Raw genomic sequence first — 18170 nt, forward strand, 5'->3', positions numbered from 1 at the left:
CTTGAGGCGGTTCACACAACTGCCAAATACCTGCTTCTTTATTAGCTACTACGATATTGCGTCATATGAGGGCTAACGTCTTGCCGCATGAAGTGGGCCGTTGCGTGATACATTCGCTTTCCTGATGTTGCCACCGCCCGCGCGGGAGCTAAACCTCCCAAACCCAGACTCCGCCAGGCCTGCTTTATTGCGGTTTGTTAGCGGCTGGCTTTTCTATTCTTTATGATTTCTAATTCTTGATGTTTATTGGTTTTCCAGAGATGAACTTCATAAAAGTCATCACCATCTAGTTCGTCCTCACTTAATGTGTCTAGTTTACCGTAATAAATCCTCGTTCTATAAGTTCCGTTTGGGAGTTCAATTCTCTTTGCATCAGGAAAGTAATCTGTGCAACCAGAAACAACTACTTTTTCAGAGCTTACTTTTAAATCACATTCATTAATTTGCCCAATTTCTAGTTCTTTATCATTTAAGATTTCGGGTTCAGAATCATAAACTTTTACTTTTACTGGGACATCCATATTTCTGACTGTTCCAATGGCAATTACACCTTCTTTTATTGCAAGTAATCTATCCACGGCTTCATCTGTCCACTCAAGGGATAAATCGTCATCCGCTTCTTCGTCTTGAATATAGATTTGGAAATAATCTGCGAATAATTCTAATTCAAGTTTATATAGTTCTGTCATTTTTTGGTGTGTTTGTGTTTGCTTGCCGCTAACTAGTCGATATACTGCACTATGCTTTATATATTACATATAGGCAGCGGATAAAATATCGTATTACTATTTCTGATATACTATATATTTTTACAACGTACAGCTTCGCCTCCTCAGTCACATATTTGTTGTGCAAGCCTGCTTTTAATTGTTGTGTTAAATATCTCTGCTACACATCATGTCTATTGATTTTTCTGATTTTTCCTTTCAGCACCTATTCAATCAAGGTTTTGTAATATAATATCAGTTTGAACTTGGCCTTTTATTAAAGCCAGACACGAATTCTATACTCATCATAAAAAAAGCTATTATTTTTTATACATCCAAGTCATCCAACGGACTTTTTAGTTTACTAATATCTCTTTTTGATATATACGTGTATATCTCTGTTGTTTTAGTACTTCTGTGTCCTAATAACTTTTGTATGTTCCGTATATCCATTCCAGAGTCATGGAGGTGCGTTGCAAAGGAATGTCTAAGCATATGAGGCGTCACCCGCTTGTCGATACCTGCCTTTAACACAGTATTCTTGACCACCCGCTGCACGCTGCTAGGACTATACTTTCCTCCATTTTGCCCCTCAAAAACATAAATACTTGGTTGTTCTTTTCGCAAATAATCCAATAACAGCTGTTTGAGTCGTACTGGCATTGATACAATTCTACTCTTATCTCCCTTACCTCTTTTTATGACTATTACATTATTGTCAAATTTAACATCTTCAACTTTCAGGTTAATCAATTCTCCACACCGAATGCCAGTTGCATAAAGTAAGTATAACATACATTTATGCTTAATAAAAATCTTCTGACGCAATATGGCTTCGACCTCTTCTTTTTCCAACACCCTGGGCAAACTTCTTTTTGTAACAGGTCGTGGAATTAGTAACTCATTAACCTCGCGCTCTGTCAATGCTAACATATAGCGCTTAACGGCACTAACAACAATGTTTTGAGACGACCATGAATAACTTAACTCTTCTCTCAGAAAGAACAAATAGTCTCGTATTTCTTCATCTGAAATTTCATTAACGGACCTTCCTTCATAATAGTCTTTCATTTTTTTTATCTGACAAGCATAATTCTCAATCGTGCGTTTACCGGCTCCTTGCAATGTCAATATTTTAATGAAATCCTGAATTTCCTTGTCTTGTTTGTAGTCCTGACGTTTTAAATGTTGTGATTTTTTGTCACCATGCCTGGCTTCTTCTTTAAATTGACATCCTTGATGATTAAAATAGCGTTTAAGGGTTCCTATTTTCTTTTCTGGTTCAGGCACTATCCAAACATGCCGTTTGGCTTCGTATTGGCAACCTAACTCCAGTAAAAATACAGTCCATTTTTGCTTATGAGGCAATAGCAAATAACACTTATTATTGGCATATATACACCTTACCAATGGCACACCTTCAAACGCTTTTGCATTATTGGCATTTAAGCTGGCTATACCTCTTTGTCTGAATAACTCTTGTAATGCTTCAGGATTAATGTACTTATCACTTACATAGGCACAAGCTCGTAATTCATACCGCAGTTTTCTAATCAACTCCTGCCTGTCTCTAATATAATAACACCGATAATGATGACTATAATAAACAAAGCTCAATGACTGCAGAGCCTCTTCAACCGTATCATTCTCATAATAAAACAGCTTAATTAAAGCCGTGGTACCATGTTTAAATCGATTCAAATAGATTGTTGGCTTCATTTGTATAGTTTTAAGTGATTACTATACGATCCATTAACGACTATTAAAGGCAAATATCATAATATAGTCGTACATTTAAACGTATAATATCCGTTTAACTCTACGATTATACCAATGTCAAACTGCCCCTATTGTCACGAAACGATTTATGGTAGAAGCGATAAAAAATTTTGCTCCCCTTACTGTAAGTCCGCTTACCATTATCAGCAAAATAAAAATAAATCCGAGTCATTATTCACGTCTATCGATCGACAGCTTAAAACCAATCGTCGACTCCTAAAAACATATAATAAAGCAGGCAAATCAACCGTTCGTAAAGAGGTTCTTTTATCTGAGGGATTTAACCCGAGATATTTCACGCACTATTGGAAAACACAAAAAGGAAGTCTGTATTTATTTTGTTATGAATATGGTTTTATGGAAGTTAAGGAGAGCAATGCCAGCAAATACGTCCTTGTTACCTGGCAAGATTACATGAAGAGCCAGTAAAGATTCGTTTTTATACGATTATTCATGCTTCTGGATATTAGGCTTTATTTATTAACCATTTCAATTAACCACTACGCATTGAATATTAGCAAAATATCAAGAATAAGAGACTAGCCAAAAACAATAATATTTCTCGCAAAGAACACAAAACAAAAAATCGCAAAGGCCGCAAAGAATTGAAAAATAACATTCAATTTTCTGCGACCTTTGCAAGACTATTAGCGACTTTGCGTGAAACTTCATTTCCGCATATCCCCTTTTCAAATACTCTAAGAAAGCATATTAGATATTGTTTTCGCCCTTTACGTAACCGAAATTGGCCAATATCCCTCCATCTACATACAAGATGTGGCCATTGACAAAATCACTGGCTTTAGAGGCTAAAAACAAAACTGCATGACCGACATCTTCCACTTTACCCCAGCGCGCTGCAGGCGTTCGAGTCATTACCAAATCATTAAATGGATGATGTTCTTCTCGAATTGGAGCTGTTTGTTCAGTTGCAATATAGCCAGGACCAACCCCGTTAATTTGCAAACCATATTTAGCCCATTCACAACACATATTGGCAGTCAACAATTTTAATCCTCCCTTAGCCGATGCATAGGCAGATACCGAGTTACGTCCATATTCACTCATCATAGAGCAAATATTAATTATTTTACCGGCGCTTTTTTTTATCATCTTAGGAGCCACCCGCTTGGATACAATAAAAGGTGCTACTAAATCAATATCAATGACTTCTTTATAATCTTCAACGGCCATATCCAAAATAGGAATGCGCTTGATGATACCGGCATTATTAACCAAAATATCAATCACTCCTACTTCCTTTTCTATTAGGGAGATGCCTTTATCGACTTCTTGCTCGTTGCTTACATCAAATTCAAATGCATACACATCAACTCCGGCGGCGGCAAACTCTTTTTGAGCCGCTGCCAGCTTGGCTTTGGAACGACCATTGATGCAGACTTGAGCTCCAGCTTGTCCCAACACTTTACCAATGTCCATACCTATGCCATGCGAGCCTCCTGTAACCATGGCTACCTTCCCTTGAAGGTTAAATAAATCGTGTATCAATTTATCGCAGTTCATTGGGTTGAACAGGGTTCATATCGGTGTTGTCGAGGTTCTCACCTCTCATACCCCAGATAAAAGATTTGATTTTTTTAATTAACAACAATAGGCTTGTATTTTGGCACCAAGGTTTTCATTACTACCCAACCTATTAAATAAGCCACTGCACAGATGGAAAAAATAATAAAATACCCCGATTTAATCCCTTCAAAACCCATAAACTTCATGTTCGTGTTTTGAGCAAAATCAAATAGCATACCTGAACCTTTATTGATAGTAAATGATCCAAGTCCTCCAGCCATACCACCAATACCCGTTACGGTTGCAATGGCTGTTTTGGGAAACATATCGCCAACCACCGAAAATATATTGGCCGACCAGGCTTGATGGGCCGCACCCGCAATACCAATGATAATAACAGGAAACCAATATGAATAGGCTCCGAGCGGCTGAGCGAGTAAAGCCAATAATGGAAAAAAGGCAAATATCAGCATGGATCGCATACGTCCGGCATAAGGGTCCATGCCCTTTTTATCGACAAAATAAGTTGGTAGCCACCCGCCGATGATGGATAATAAGGTGATGGCATATAAAACAAACAACAATAGCTGAGCCGTAGTGCTATCAGAGCTTAAGCCATACACATCGCTTAAATAGGCCGGTGTCCAGAATAAGAAGAACCACCACACCCCATCGGTCATAAACTTACCGAATAAAAAAGCCCATGTCTGACGGTATTTAAAGGTCTCAACAAAGGGTATCCTGGCAGCTTGTGTTTCGTCAGTATGCTCCTGCGCACTGTCTTCATCCTGGTTGATGTATTTCAATTCTGCTTTATTTACTTTGGGATGTTGATGTGGCTTTTTATACAAAAACTGCCAAAACCCCATCCACACAAAGCCTAAGGCTCCTATGATAATAAAGGCCATTTCCCAACCATAATGCGCCGCGATAACCGGTATAGTTAGCGGGGCTGCCAAGGCACCAATAGTAGCTCCGGCATTGAAGATACTGGTGGCATAAGCACGGTCTTTCTTTGGAAAATACTCAGCAGTTGCCTTAATAGCAGCCGGAAAGTTACCAGCCTCACCAATAGCCAACACAAAGCGTGCAAAAATAAACATGACCACACTCACATTAATCACGCGCGAAACGTTTTGTACATGCTCAATGGCTTCGCGGGCTCCTTTAAAGCCTACCAGCCATTCGCCAGCTACAATACCTGATGTGGCTATTCCACAAAAGGCGTGTAAAACAGCCCCTACCGACCAAACACCGATGGCCCACATAAATCCTTTTTTGGTATCTAACCAATCAATAAAACGCCCTGCCACCAACAGACCAATGGCATAAAAAATGGAGAACAAGGCTGTAATATTCCCGTAATGGCTATTAGTCCAGTGAAATTCAGGGGCAATAAAATCTTTCCAGGTTAATGACAATACCTGGCGATCCATATAATTAATGGTAGTAGCAAAAAATAACAAACCACAAATGACCCACCTGTAATTCGTCATATTACTCTTTATTTCGTTAACCGACATCGCTTTTATTTTAAGTTAGTTTGTATTGATTTAATTGTTTCTATAAGTTGCCTGGCTTTTTGCTCCAATGCCAACCAATCATTGTGTTTCATAATCTCAGCTGGAAACAGCTTAGATCCCATTCCCACACAAGTTACACCCGCTTTAAACCACTTTTCAAGGTTTTCATGTTCGCAGCTAACGCCACCGGTTGGCATGATTTCGGTCCAAGGCATGGGTGCCTTCACAGCTTTAACAAAGGATGGACCACCCACTTCAGAAGCCGGAAATACCTTAACCACCTCGCAACCCAGTTCCTGTGCTTTATTGATTTCGGAGATGGTGCCACAGCCAGGCGACCACATAATCTTGCGACGATTACACACCTTCGCCATATTTTCGTTTAATAAGGGAGATACGATAAAGTTGGCCCCATTCTGAATATAAAGCGCCGTTGTTCCCTCTTCAACAATGGAACCGGCTCCCATAATCATGCCGGGCAACTCGGCCAGTGCAAATTGATTCAGCGCTGCAAACAATTCATGTGCAAAATCGCCACGATTAACAAATTCAAACACGCGTATTCCGCCATCGTAGCAAGCTTTTAAAACCGCCTTGCAAACCTCTATGTCAGCATGATAAAAGACTGGCACTACGCCTGTACTCTTCATTGCATTAAACACCTCTATTCTTGTATATTTTGCCATAATTTATTCAGATTTAAAAAGCCAGGGTAAACAACAAGCCCCTTCAAAAAATTTGTTTACCCCAGCTTGTTCAATATTATCTCGAAACGCGCCCCGAAGCATCTCCAGCCATCAGCTTCTCTACTTCTTCGACACTTACCAGGTTATAATCGCCATGAATGGTATGCTTTAAGCACGAGGCCGCCGTGGCGAATTCCAGTGCTTTCTGGTCATCTCCTTCATAGGTTAACAAGCCATAAATCAAACCGCCCATAAACGAATCGCCTCCTCCCACACGATCAACAATGTGTGTAATGTTATAGTCAGCAGCTTTAAACAGGGTTTCACCATCGTAGAGCACGCCCGACCAGGTATTATGATTGGCATTAACCGAGCCGCGCAAAGTGGTAATCACCTTTTTAACCCGTGGGTAGGCTCGCATTATTTGCTGCGATACTTTTAAGTAGGCCTCTGCCTCCACATGCCCACTGGTGACATCCATACCTTCAGGGTGAATACCCAGCACCATGGCTGCATCTTCTTCATTACCCAGCACAATGTCGCAGCCAGCCACCAATTCGGGCATCACTTCAGAGGCCTTCTTGCCGTATTTCCACAAATTTTTACGATAATTTAAATCGCACGAGACCGTCACGCCCAAGCGGTTGGCAGCTTGTATGGCTTCCAGGCAGGCATCGGCAGCCCCTTGCGAAACAGCCGGCGTTATACCCGTCCAGTGAAAAAAGGCAGCATCCTTCAATACCTCGTCCCAATTGATCATGCCAGGTTCGATGGTTGAGAACGATGAAAATGCCCGATCGTAAACCACTTTACTGGCCCGGGCCACGGCTCCTGTCTCCAGAAAATAAATACCTAAACGCTCGCCACCATACACAATGTCATTGGTATTTACTCCATATTTGCGCAATTCCATCATGCACGAGCGACCTATATCGTTATTGGGTAAGCGTGTTATCAATGAGGCATCCAGACCATAGTTGGCCAATGAATAAGCTACATTAGCTTCGCCTCCACCATAACATATATCAAAGTTTTTTGCTTGAGAAAATCGCTGATAACCAGGGGTTGATAACCTCAACATTATCTCACCAAAAGTGACTACTTTTTTACTCATAATTCTATCTCCTCTTTTATTAATATTTTGAAAGCTATCTATTTGATACAATGATTTTTCGACTATAAATGACCCTATCGGTCTTTAACACCAACAAATAAAGCCCATGGCTCAGGGATTGTGTGTCAACTCTATGCTCATTACCCCCTGGCACCACGTTAAGTACTTGACTATGTGATACCATTCCATTAATGGCGATGACCTGTAACTCAGCCTTTACATGCCAGTCAGATTCTATCCTAAGTGCAATATGATCGTATACGGGATTGCTGAACAGGCTCAGTTTCATTCCATTTTCTGTTTCATCAACGATATCTGTTGAACCGTATTCGGACTCAAAAGCGCCTAAATCTGGTGCATCGCCTTGGTATGCATACCCAAGGTCGGTGCCGGCATCTATCATAGAACTGCCCTCAATCAGTTTAAATAAATCAATATCGGGCAATGAACCATCGGCCTGTCGGGCACCGGATACGCCAGTTGTATCGAGGCTGATAAAGTCACTATTAGCGAAACTGAATCCATTCCAGCTATTGGTTTGCTCAAGCACAAAACTCCCATGGTTGATTTTACCATCTATGGCAATACAGTTAACCACTTCGGCCACTTTTCCAGTATTTAAGGCCAGTGGAATGGAGTAGTTATTACCTTGATTGCGATAAGCCGTGCAGTTGTAAAAAAACATATCGCCTTTGTTATTATTCTGGTCGAAACCTTTTGACTTATTATCGAAAGCCACACAGTTGATGAGTGTAAAATTGTGCATCAGTGTTTTATCATCGCTGCCACCCACTTTAAAACCGTTACCATTGGCCGAAGCCCCCCCATCGCTACCATCCAAGAAATAGCCATTCATCCAGGTCCAGCAGTTTTCTATGGTTGTGTTAACATCATCGGCACCACGCAGGTAACCATCCCAGCCATCATCTACATTGAGCCAGGCCCGGCAGCCATAGAAATAGTTATTATCACCCACATCCATTTTACAGGCAAAGCCATCGGCATCGCCATAATCTGTAGGATCAGCATTTCCATAGCTATCGCAATTAATGATGTTGTTATTACTGGCCCCATTGCCCAATTGCAGTCCTGTATCGCGATTGGCGAAGAAAACACATTGCTCTATCGTGTTGTAGTTGCCGGAAATAAACATACCGTTATCTCCGGCTTTATGAATATGCAGACCTTTGATAGTCCAGTAATCACCACTCAGGCTAAAGCCCCGATTACTGCTACTGGTGCTCATCGACGAAAAATCAACGATGACTTTCTCCCCTTGATAGGCTTCCAGACGAATAGGATTATCACTGCTTCCGTTCTTTGTTAAACTAATTTTTGCCGAATAGGCATAGGTGCCTCCCCGCACATACAACACATCGCCAGCCTGCAAAACACTAATGCCCTTGGTTAAACTGGCAAAAGGTGTTGATAAACCGGTGCCATTATTACTATCGCTACCACTAGAAGAAACATAGTAATTAACGGCACCCAGATTAACTGTCAAAAGCAATAAAATCAAACTTATACTATTTTGCATTTTATGTGTTTTAGAATACATAACGAGGTTGAACAGTGGCCTTGATTCCTTTTATATTGCCACTAACAAGCTTTATCTCACCTTTCAAATCGGATGCATCGAAGTCAGCATCACCCCGCAATTCAATCCGTTTCCAACCGCCGCCATTGAAATAGCGCACTTGCTTACCTGACGCCAGTTGAATAACCAGGTTGCCCTCTGGCATCACCAGTTCGTCGAACCATAAAAACAAGGATTGCTGATGCGCCTCTTTTTTAATGATTGCTAATGGGGAAGCATCAAGAGGGTTCCACATATCATCGAAGGTCCATTGCGGTGTTATTTGCTCATTCTTTATGCCAATGCTTTCCAGGTTATTAGCCAACCAGGGGTAATTTTCTCCCGCACGCTCACAGTTATCAAAATAATAGCGCTCACCATACAAAAACGGCCTTGTCTTCTCCGGCTTATCTTTATACACCACATGTTCAATGGATTTATTTCGCATTAGCTCCGGAAATGTGCAATCCAAAAAGTAAAACTGTGCATCGTAATGATGACGCGCCAGGTAAAAGCTATCGACCCCTGTGAACGTGCAATTTCGCAGCACAAACTTTTGGTTTTTATTATGTGGTGCGGCATGCCACACGGCTGCTGTTCTTTTTAATTCGTTAAAAGTAGAATTGGAGATATAGCACCATCCACGTGGGCACACAAAATCAACGGCTCCTTCAAAATAACAGTTATCGTGGTAATACATGCCGTGTTTAAAATTCCATAAAGACACGGTATCACCACCGTTGCTCGTGACAGTACAGTTGGTAATAATGGTGCGTGTTCCGCTACCAAAAATGGTAAAAGCATGCGGTCCAATCTGTGGTTGGGTATTTTTAATGGTCAGGTTATCGAGTATCACATCATCGGCATGAATATTAATAACAGCCGGCCCTATGGCGTCCTTAGCCTTCTGCCAATCCTCGCGCAATTGCTCATATTGAATAATCGTGCCTTCACGACTTTCACCACGAATGGTGATAAAATCTTTTTCGATACGTATTTTTTCATTGTAAACCCCGTTTTTAACCAGGATGACATAGCGCTGATAGTTGTAATACGGCAATTGCTCAATGGCTTCAGTCAGGGTAGTGAAGTCGCCGCTTCCATCGGCAGCCACCACCAAATCAACCTGATTATTGGCTTTAACACTAATGAGTGTTACCATCAAAACAAGAAGGAAAAGAAGTTTTTTCATAATACTGAATCCAGGAAATTTATCATTACATCCACACTTCCATCAAACCAGGGCTGAAACAGCCAAAAACTATGGGGCGAATCATGAATAGTATGGACTTGATTAACTATTTGATGCTGATTTAAATATTGTAAAAACGGTTCGCGCCCGGCATGAAATCGCGGTACTGAACTATTGAGAAATAAACATTTCGGCATTTGCGGATGCAGATAATTGATGGCAGACCCTTCTTTCCACAAAGATGGACATTGGGTGTAGGTACAGCCAAAAAACTGAGCCGCCGCCGATGGCTTTTCCGGGTTATTGTCTTTGCCACTTTCATTGGGGTCGGTAAAATCCACCACTCCATCTATGTTAATCAGTGCTGCTATCGTATTGGGCATAGCTGTTGTAGCCACCAGGCTGGCCAATGTGGCACCGGCTGAACAACCTAATAAAACAACCCGATTGGTATCCACACCCAATGCCGCCGCCTCCTGATAGAAATACGCAATGGCAGCTTCAATATCATTAACCGCAGCCGGATAAATGGCTTCGGTTGATAAGCGGTATTCAATGCATGCCGCTAAGTATCCGCTGTGTGCCAGTTGGCTTGCCAGAGGAGCCAGCATGCTTTTATCACCAGACCGCCAGCCTCCGCCATGCACCAAAATAACCAAAGGTTTGGCCTGCTGCTCATCTTCAGGACTGAACCAATCGTAATGTAAAGAGCGGTTGCCATAGGATTGATATACCTGATTGCCAACGGTATTTATGCCAAATGTATCTGCTACAGCCATTTGAATTTCAGGGTGGTTTTTAATCAACTTCTGATAAGTTGAATGCACGGTATAGGAGGTATCCTTTATGGACACCTCCTGCCCATTGACAGTCAAATGTGTAAAAACACTCAGTAGTATGATTAAATAAACGCTGTGCATAAAACTCTAATAAATACAAGTTACAGGCTGCTCAAGCAAAGTCAATTGCTCGTCGAGGTAACTTACAAACGCCTCCCTGCTTGTGATGCCATTTTGCTCCAGCTCCCAGGCGGCTAAAAAATAATACTCAACATTCTTACTTGCTTTTTGAAACACCACCACATGGCTATGCTCATCTTCGGTGATCTTTGTTTCGTATAGAAGCGGATAAATTATGGCCAGACCAAGCTGATCGTTATTCAGGCTTTGTGCCCCCCAAGTAGCCAGACAGCCCCATTGTTGGGCGGCACTGATAAGACTAATTTTTTCTGTATCGGGCTCTTTTCTGATACCGGTGCAAATATTCGCTACGGGCTTATTAAAGCTCAAATATTCACGTGTCATCCGGCTACCAGCATCTATGGACTTCAGTGAAATTATATTCACCTTTTCATCCTGCAATTGCCAGCCGTTGTACCAGATTCTCACCTGTGAACGCAAATTGTCATCAGACAGAATTTTACAACTCACACTATCGGTTTGCTCAACGCGTATGGCCTTTTCTCCATCCCACCAGGCAGTAGAACCAATACCCAATGACTTCCCTACTTTGAGCACGTCCATGCCCCAATCCTGCAGGTGATGATAGCTTTCGTAGCCATCGAGGCCTACCTGGTGTAGCACAGGCTCAGCAGTGCGTTTACCAAACACATCAATGGCATTACGCCAGTCGAGGTACAAACGGTAGCCTACTTTATCCGACTCCCATCCCGGTCCTTCGTATTTAATGAAATATGCATGATCGGTAAAGCCATCGGGCACGCGCAAAGAATCAAACCTTGAGAAATTACCACCTCCCACATACTTACCATCTTTAAACTTACCCGTGGTTTTATGCCACAATTCAGCCTGTGTTTTTTTAACGGTTACTTGCTTTGCTAATTCTGAAGAGCTGATTAAGGTAAGACTTTGAGCGTCTCCAGCTTTCAGGTGCGTTTCAATGCTTAGCACATCCACCGTTCCATCCCCATCGGTATCGCTCCACTGGCTGGGCAAAATCGTCTGACCTGCTTTTATTACAACAGCACTTCCCTTTTGAGCCAATAAACTATCGGCCTGCAAATTAACAACCCCATTAAAATCAGCGGACGATGAATTATTGAGCGTCAGTGATTGAACCTGGTTGGAAGCATTGGGCATGCAAGAAACCAAGCATACCATGCAGGCGATACCTATATAGCTTTTTATTTTTTTCATAAGTTCCTATCTAATTATCCTTGTTATATCTGACCCAATCAATATCCAGCCAACCTGAATCATTATGGCGATTAGTCTTAAGCGCATAAAACCCATATTTGGCGCCAATCCAACGACCTGGTTGGGCAGCAAAATCTTTTACCAGCACCTGGTAATCTTTTCCGTTTTCAGAATACATCAAATCACACCTGGCGCCTTTCTTCACTGATAGCTTCAGGTAAATATCAGTTGACAAAACAGTAATGGGTTCAGATAATTGCTCTTTAACTTTGGAGCGGGCATCAATACACAAACAAGACCTAACGAATAACTGATTATTGTCGTTAAAAAACTCTAAGCGGCAATAGTCTTCGCCCATTACTATCAATCCGCAAGATTCGCCAGAATGCTGCAGATTGAGCTTTATTTTACTGTTCATTTCAAATTCGATGGCCGGAAACTTTTGCAACAGTAATGCCGGCACATCCCAGAGGTTGTTGTAATCATCAGGATAGGCTTGGCAAAACAGGCGAAATACGCCTTCTCCCGGATAATTCATACTCCAATCGAGCCCTCTATTAGCATGCCACTGCCACAAGGGTGAAATGCTTTCGGCATTAAACTCATCATCCATGGCTTGCGGATGAATCGGTTCTGTGACTTCAATGTTTGGTTTTGGGTAGCTTATCACCGGATATCCCACACCATTGTGCTCTTTGCCCATTATTGGCCAATCGTCACTCCAGCTCATTGGTTGCAGATGCACCACACGGCCATAGGCCTCCTGATCCTGAAAATGGATGAACCAATCATCGCCATTGGCTAAAGTAACCCATGCCCCCTGGTGCGGACCATTGACCGGTGTGTCGCCTTGCTTCAACACAATTTTCTCTTCGTATGGCCCGTAAATATTTTTCGATCGCAGTACGATTTGCCAGCCCTGGCTTACACCACCAGCCGGCGCAAATATGTAATAGTAATCGTTTCGTTTGTAGAGCTTTGGCCCTTCGATGGTTGGATGTGCAGCGTGTCCGTCAAACACAAGGGTGCCGTCATCGAGCAAAGCAGTGCCATCGGGTGCCATTTTATTAACGGCCAAAATGCTTTTGATACCAGCACGTGAACCGGCATAAGCATGCACCAGGTAGGCATTTCCATCGGCATCCCAAAACGGACAAGGATCGATCCAGCCTTTGGCTTTTTTAATTAATAAGGGTTGGCTCCACGGACCTTCAGGCTTGGTGGCTTTCAGCATGAATATGCCAAAATCGGGATCGCCATAAAAGATATAAAACCATCCATTGTGATAGCAGATGGATGGCGCCCATATGCCGTTGCCATGCTGAGGTTTTGCATAATGATCAGGCAGAAACACCTTATCACAAGCATAAGTTATCAGCTGCCAGTTAACCAAATCTTTTGAATGCAGAATAGGTAAGCCGGGTGCACAGTTAAAACTCGATGCCGTCATGTAAAAATCATCACCCACCCGGATGGCATCCGGATCCGAGTAGTCGGCTTGAATAATTGGATTGGTGTAGGTGCCGTCTCCATTATCGGCAGCTGTTAAGGTAACCGCCACACCTGTTTGCTTAACAGGATCCACCGATGGTTTACACCCGATAAGGACAAATAGTAAAAAAGTACATCCTATGAAGACGGTTTGTTTCATTACTTGAGGTTTTTCTTGATAGCCAATGAGCTATTCGAAATTTCTTCAACAGCCAAACGAGCCATTTCCTTCGCTCCTTCGACATTAAAATGTGTATTATCATTGATGCCTGCCGGATAGTTTTGCCAAACACCCGAATCGGCAATCAGGAATAGGGATTTAGATTGCTCTTCGCCAAGCTTGATAAGTAGTTGTCCAGATGCTTTATGCATATCTAATAGCTCAACCTGCTTATCTTTGGCTGCTTTACGCACCAAATCAGGGTATTCACCATGCACATCGTAGAACTCCCCTTTTTCGTTGAAGCGGCGGCGCATTACTGGTGTTAACAACACAGGTGTTGCATCTTTGGCCCGCGTTTCATCAACAAAGCGGCACAGATTGTTGTAATAATCTTCGGGCGATGTGTAACGATCGACTTTATGCTTGCTTTGATCGTTGTGCCCAAACTGAATGAATACATAATCACCCGGTTGCACCAGGTTCATGATGGAATCCCAACGTCCTTCTTCAATAAACGTGCGGGTACTGCGCCCGTTTTTAGCATGGTTGGCAATGGTTACATCCTCATTAAAGAAAGCTTGAAACTCCATTCCCCATCCTGTTTCGGGTCGTTTCTCCACTCGTTTTTCGGCCATGGTGGAATCTCCTGCCAGGTAAATGGTATACGGACTTTTACCGCAAGCAACAAGAGCCAGCAGCATAATCACTACAGAAAAATGAATTAATCTATTCATAGTCATTTATATAATATAAAACAGGCACTGCATGTACACAGCCATGCAGTGCCTGAAAAGCTATCGCCAATTAACGCCAACGTGGGTCTCCCACCTGGTTATCAATCAATGTTTGATTTGATAATGTAAAATCACCACTGGCTGCATCTGCAAATCCAGGATCTTCAGTTGTATGCGTTCCAGAACCGTCGTATACGCTCTTAGATGAATCCAGGAAGCCATCTGCATTGAAATAGTTGTTCTTGCTGAATGAAGGCATATTGGTATCACCTGATGACGAGTAAACAGATGTTGCATCAACAATCAAGTTACGCTCAACTGTAATCACCTCATCGCTATTCTGCCATCTTACATAGAAGAAGCGCTTACCTCCGGATGCATTATTCTGCACCTGATAGAATGTATTGGCAGTTACTGTAATCGTAGGTGTGTGAGCGCCATCATCAAATGTATTGCCTTTGCTGGCTCCATCTAGTCTGAATAAGTCACGGTTACTCACGGTTGCACAATTCACAAAAGTTGTATTGCTTACTGTAATATCACCTGGGAATGATGCTCTAAAATCGATGAAATCACCACCATTGCCAAATATGTCAGTTACTATACAGTTATCTACCGTGATAGAATTAACGGTGAAGGCTCCTGATGCACCTGATATGAAAGACTTATTGTAATTTGATACTTTACAACCACTTATCAATAGATCACCCACAGCTGATGTACCGCTATTAAACTGGAATGCATGATCGAGAATGACAGCCGCTTCAGTTTCATCGGTATATGAACCATTCATCTCAAGGTTGATAAACTTAGCACTTTCAGCACCATCAGTTAGAACAAACTGTACATTAAGCACTGGCATGTCTTCTGATGATAATCCTTGAAGTTTGATCGACTTATCAATCGTAATTTGTCCTTGGAAAGCAGTATAATTACCACCTTCTAACAAAAAGACATCGCCACTGTTAGCGTTCGCAATCTTTTCACTTAAGTTATCAGCAGGCGTTAGTGTTTCCCCTTCTGGCAAAGTTCTGAAAGTAACATTTCCACGTTGTTTTGGATTGGTTCCATTATACAACTTCACCGTAAATTCAGTATCAAAAGGCAGACCTTCTAGAGTCACTTCACCAGCTTCTATTTCATCAGTGGTTAAGTCGCGCTGAGTTTGATTATCGCCAGGGTTGATAATAATATGCGTTACTTCACTGCCGGCAGGCCAGCTTAACATCACCCATGTATCCACCTCAGTCTTTCCTTTATTATCATCGCTCAACGGAAAGAAGATATTCTCCGGATCTGTTTCGAAAGCCAGAGCACTCCATTTTGAATCATCTTGCCCGGCCAAATCGCTATTGGCTTTAATACGAACCGAATATTGTTCTTCACTTTCGAGCAAAACAGAAACCGGCAATTCAGTGCCCAATACTGTTTGGGTATGTACTATATTTTCGAACAATAAATTATCATTACTAATTTCGAGCGTATATTCAGCGCTGGTAATTTCTTTCCAGTCTACTTCAGCTGTCATCTGGTTTCTAACCTGAACAGTTAGTTCCAGGGGTGTAAATGCTCTTTTATATTGTATCTCTTCAATGATTGGCTCTACATCATCGCAAGCGTGAAACAGCACCGATACAAACAATGCCACCACTAAGCCAAGTCCTATATGTTTATTTTTCATTTTTTAATCGTTTTTGTAGTGGAACAACAGATTAATAACCGTAATCATTAACTAAGGTATTATTACTCGCACTAATAAATTTCTCCCAGATTGGCCAAAATTGCTTGGTATCCGGATCATTAACATAAAGCGACTCTATTCTGTCATTGGATAAATCTTCAACATCAACCCATACAGTATTAGACTCATACTCATTTGATTTATCGTCTAACTCACCGCGGTTTAAACCATACATCTCTAAGGACTCACCATCTTCTGCTATACTATAATAAACCGTTTCGGGCACATCAGCATAGCGACCTGTTCTGGTTTGCAGCTCATACATTTTCGCCTTTGCCTCATCCATTTTATCGCCTAAAAGGTTCCAGCGAATCAAAGCTTGTTTACGTACCATTTCACCACAGAACTCAAATGCATGTTCATCAACAATGGCATTAAACATGGCCTCTTTGGTTGTTAAGGCATCCACATAAGCATCTACTTTTTCTGCCCAGTCCGCTTGATCAAATGCGCGCTGACGAATTTTCTTTAAATAAGGTGCCGCAGCTGTTGGACCATTCAATTCATTTTCCAGCTCAGCAGCCATCAGAATCACTTCAGCATAGCGCAAATATTGTTTGTTAACACCATCATCGCTTGACGATGTTTGACGAATCATCCACTCGTAACGCAGTTTACCAAAATATAATTTGTCGATACTGCTCAACTTTTGCTTGGCAATACCAGTACCTGGGTCAGCATTATCCCAGTAGTAAGGTACAATACTTACATCGCGACGTTTATCTTTGACATCGTAATCGTAGAATAAATGTGGGTTTGGACCAGCCGAACCACCACGACCAGTTCCTGTATATTGGTCGGCACTATTGTGTTTTACACCAAAAGACGATACATAACGGCCACGTGTATTGGCCCATGGAATTTCCCAAAAAGACTCGCCTCCGGCAGAAATATTATCTTCACAGTTCTTACGGAAAACAGTCTCAAACTCATCTTCCAGGTTAACCGAGATACCTTCCTGAGCCATTACAGCCTTACACTCGGCAAGTGCAATTGGATACATCTTTTCAACACTTAAGTCTGCATCGTTGCTAAGGCGAACCCCATCAGGATATTGCGAATAACCTGCTGCCACCATACACAAGCGTGCACGATAAGCTTTTACAAACGCCAGGTTAGCGGTTTCAACAGTTGAATAAGCTTCGCTGGCATTGGGCCAGTCCAGGTAATTTTGAGCCTCTTCAAGGTCACTTATCAATTGTTTATATACAACATCTCTTGATCCCTTTGCCTTATAAACTGTTTCAGCTGTGATAGGCTCAAAGCGTTCGATTACATCACCCCATCCTTTCAGCAGATCGCCATAGCAAATGGCACGCAATGTTAAAGCTTCACCGTATAAACGGGCCATATCTGCATCATTTTCAATATCGCCATAAGTTTTAAGCCCCTCGATAGCCTGGTTGGCACGTTCAATGGCCTGATACATCATTGCCCATGTATCATTGGAGTTATTCATGCGACCATTCTCAGGCGTGGCACAATAAAGCGCCAAGGAACCATCATTATCAAATTCACCTTCTGTTGATTTATATAAAAACTCAATATCGGTATTAAACCCATAGTAAGGGACAAAACGTGAACGATGGGCATTGGTTTGTGAGAAAGGTTCTTTTATTCCATCAATGGCTCCTTTAGCTAAATCATATGATGAAAAGATGACAGAGCTCTCAGCCGTTGATTGAGCCGGCGTTACCAGGTAGTCTTCACACGAAAACAGTGCAGCTACCATCACTAAGCAAAGTATATTTATAATGTTCTTCATTTTTCCAATTTTTAGT

14 protein-coding genes are annotated in these 18170 nt (G+C 41.9%); all 14 read right to left on the reverse strand.

Annotated features, from left to right (window positions below; translation table 11 throughout):
* Positions 1 to 197: 197 nt before the first annotated feature.
* Positions 198 to 689, reverse strand: a complete 492-nt coding sequence (locus tag J1N10_RS18670) for a hypothetical protein (protein WP_262328256.1) — start codon at positions 687 to 689, stop codon at positions 198 to 200.
* Positions 690 to 1034: 345 nt separating this feature from the next.
* Positions 1035 to 2426 carry a site-specific tyrosine recombinase/integron integrase gene (gene xerA, locus J1N10_RS18675; protein ID WP_262328257.1) on the reverse strand — a complete coding sequence of 464 codons (1392 nt, stop codon included), beginning with the start codon at positions 2424 to 2426 and terminating at the stop codon, positions 1035 to 1037.
* Between the two features lie 771 nt (positions 2427 to 3197).
* Positions 3198 to 4010 carry a gluconate 5-dehydrogenase gene (locus J1N10_RS18680; RefSeq protein WP_262328258.1) on the reverse strand — a complete coding sequence of 271 codons (813 nt, stop codon included), beginning with the start codon at positions 4008 to 4010 and terminating at the stop codon, positions 3198 to 3200.
* A gap of 74 nt (positions 4011 to 4084) precedes the next feature.
* Positions 4085 to 5536, reverse strand: a complete 1452-nt coding sequence (locus J1N10_RS18685) for an MFS transporter (RefSeq protein WP_262328259.1) — start codon at positions 5534 to 5536, stop codon at positions 4085 to 4087.
* A gap of 5 nt (positions 5537 to 5541) precedes the next feature.
* Positions 5542 to 6222 (reverse strand): bifunctional 4-hydroxy-2-oxoglutarate aldolase/2-dehydro-3-deoxy-phosphogluconate aldolase, encoded by a 681-nt coding sequence (locus J1N10_RS18690; RefSeq protein WP_262328260.1) that lies wholly within the window; start codon positions 6220 to 6222, stop codon positions 5542 to 5544.
* A 76-nt stretch (positions 6223 to 6298) separates the two neighbouring features.
* Positions 6299 to 7336, reverse strand: coding sequence for a sugar kinase (locus J1N10_RS18695; RefSeq protein ID WP_262328261.1), 1038 nt, complete (start codon positions 7334 to 7336; stop codon positions 6299 to 6301).
* Positions 7337 to 7370: 34 nt separating this feature from the next.
* Positions 7371 to 8873, reverse strand: a complete 1503-nt coding sequence (locus J1N10_RS18700; RefSeq protein ID WP_262328262.1) for a right-handed parallel beta-helix repeat-containing protein — start codon at positions 8871 to 8873, stop codon at positions 7371 to 7373.
* Between the two features lie 10 nt (positions 8874 to 8883).
* Positions 8884 to 10104: a pectinesterase family protein gene (locus tag J1N10_RS18705; protein ID WP_262328263.1), complete on the reverse strand. Its 1221-nt coding sequence runs from the start codon at positions 10102 to 10104 to the stop codon at positions 8884 to 8886.
* A complete protein-coding gene (locus J1N10_RS18710) occupies positions 10101 to 11024 on the reverse strand; it encodes an alpha/beta hydrolase (protein WP_262328264.1) in 924 nt (307 codons plus the stop codon). Before J1N10_RS18710 ends, J1N10_RS18705 begins: the two co-directional genes overlap by 4 nt.
* Positions 11025 to 11030: 6 nt before the next feature.
* Positions 11031 to 12260, reverse strand: a complete 1230-nt coding sequence (locus J1N10_RS18715) for a DUF4861 domain-containing protein (RefSeq protein ID WP_262328265.1) — start codon at positions 12258 to 12260, stop codon at positions 11031 to 11033.
* A 10-nt stretch (positions 12261 to 12270) separates the two neighbouring features.
* Positions 12271 to 13911 carry a glycoside hydrolase family 43 protein gene (locus J1N10_RS18720; RefSeq protein ID WP_262328266.1) on the reverse strand — a complete coding sequence of 547 codons (1641 nt, stop codon included), beginning with the start codon at positions 13909 to 13911 and terminating at the stop codon, positions 12271 to 12273.
* A complete protein-coding gene (locus J1N10_RS18725) occupies positions 13911 to 14648 on the reverse strand; it encodes a rhamnogalacturonan acetylesterase (RefSeq protein WP_262328267.1) in 738 nt (245 codons plus the stop codon). Before J1N10_RS18725 ends, J1N10_RS18720 begins: the two co-directional genes overlap by 1 nt.
* 70 nt (positions 14649 to 14718) lie before the next feature.
* A complete protein-coding gene (locus tag J1N10_RS18730; protein WP_262328268.1) occupies positions 14719 to 16329 on the reverse strand; it encodes a DUF5123 domain-containing protein in 1611 nt (536 codons plus the stop codon).
* Between the two features lie 31 nt (positions 16330 to 16360).
* Positions 16361 to 18154, reverse strand: a complete 1794-nt coding sequence (locus J1N10_RS18735) for a RagB/SusD family nutrient uptake outer membrane protein (protein ID WP_262328269.1) — start codon at positions 18152 to 18154, stop codon at positions 16361 to 16363.
* Between the last annotated feature and the right edge of the window lie 16 nt (positions 18155 to 18170).

The organism is Carboxylicivirga litoralis, assembly GCF_025499605.1.
Classification (GTDB): Bacteria; Bacteroidota; Bacteroidia; order Bacteroidales; family Marinilabiliaceae; genus Carboxylicivirga; species Carboxylicivirga litoralis.

What these genes read in the sequence shown, in the direction of transcription:
- J1N10_RS18670 (WP_262328256.1), bottom strand. Translation starts at nt 689, where the DNA reads ATGACAGAACTATATAAACTTGAATTAGAATTATTCGCAGATTATTTC.
- xerA (WP_262328257.1), bottom strand. Translation starts at nt 2,426, where the DNA reads ATGAAGCCAACAATCTATTTGAATCGATTTAAACATGGTACCACGGCT.
- J1N10_RS18680 (WP_262328258.1), bottom strand. Translation starts at nt 4,010, where the DNA reads ATGAACTGCGATAAATTGATACACGATTTATTTAACCTTCAAGGGAAG.
- J1N10_RS18685 (WP_262328259.1), bottom strand. Translation starts at nt 5,536, where the DNA reads ATGTCGGTTAACGAAATAAAGAGTAATATGACGAATTACAGGTGGGTC.
- J1N10_RS18690 (WP_262328260.1), bottom strand. Translation starts at nt 6,222, where the DNA reads ATGGCAAAATATACAAGAATAGAGGTGTTTAATGCAATGAAGAGTACA.
- J1N10_RS18695 (WP_262328261.1), bottom strand. Translation starts at nt 7,336, where the DNA reads ATGAGTAAAAAAGTAGTCACTTTTGGTGAGATAATGTTGAGGTTATCA.
- J1N10_RS18700 (WP_262328262.1), bottom strand. Translation starts at nt 8,873, where the DNA reads ATGCAAAATAGTATAAGTTTGATTTTATTGCTTTTGACAGTTAATCTG.
- J1N10_RS18705 (WP_262328263.1), bottom strand. Translation starts at nt 10,104, where the DNA reads ATGAAAAAACTTCTTTTCCTTCTTGTTTTGATGGTAACACTCATTAGT.
- J1N10_RS18710 (WP_262328264.1), bottom strand. Translation starts at nt 11,024, where the DNA reads ATGCACAGCGTTTATTTAATCATACTACTGAGTGTTTTTACACATTTG.
- J1N10_RS18715 (WP_262328265.1), bottom strand. Translation starts at nt 12,260, where the DNA reads ATGAAAAAAATAAAAAGCTATATAGGTATCGCCTGCATGGTATGCTTG.
- J1N10_RS18720 (WP_262328266.1), bottom strand. Translation starts at nt 13,911, where the DNA reads ATGAAACAAACCGTCTTCATAGGATGTACTTTTTTACTATTTGTCCTT.
- J1N10_RS18725 (WP_262328267.1), bottom strand. Translation starts at nt 14,648, where the DNA reads ATGAATAGATTAATTCATTTTTCTGTAGTGATTATGCTGCTGGCTCTT.
- J1N10_RS18730 (WP_262328268.1), bottom strand. Translation starts at nt 16,329, where the DNA reads ATGAAAAATAAACATATAGGACTTGGCTTAGTGGTGGCATTGTTTGTA.
- J1N10_RS18735 (WP_262328269.1), bottom strand. Translation starts at nt 18,154, where the DNA reads ATGAAGAACATTATAAATATACTTTGCTTAGTGATGGTAGCTGCACTG.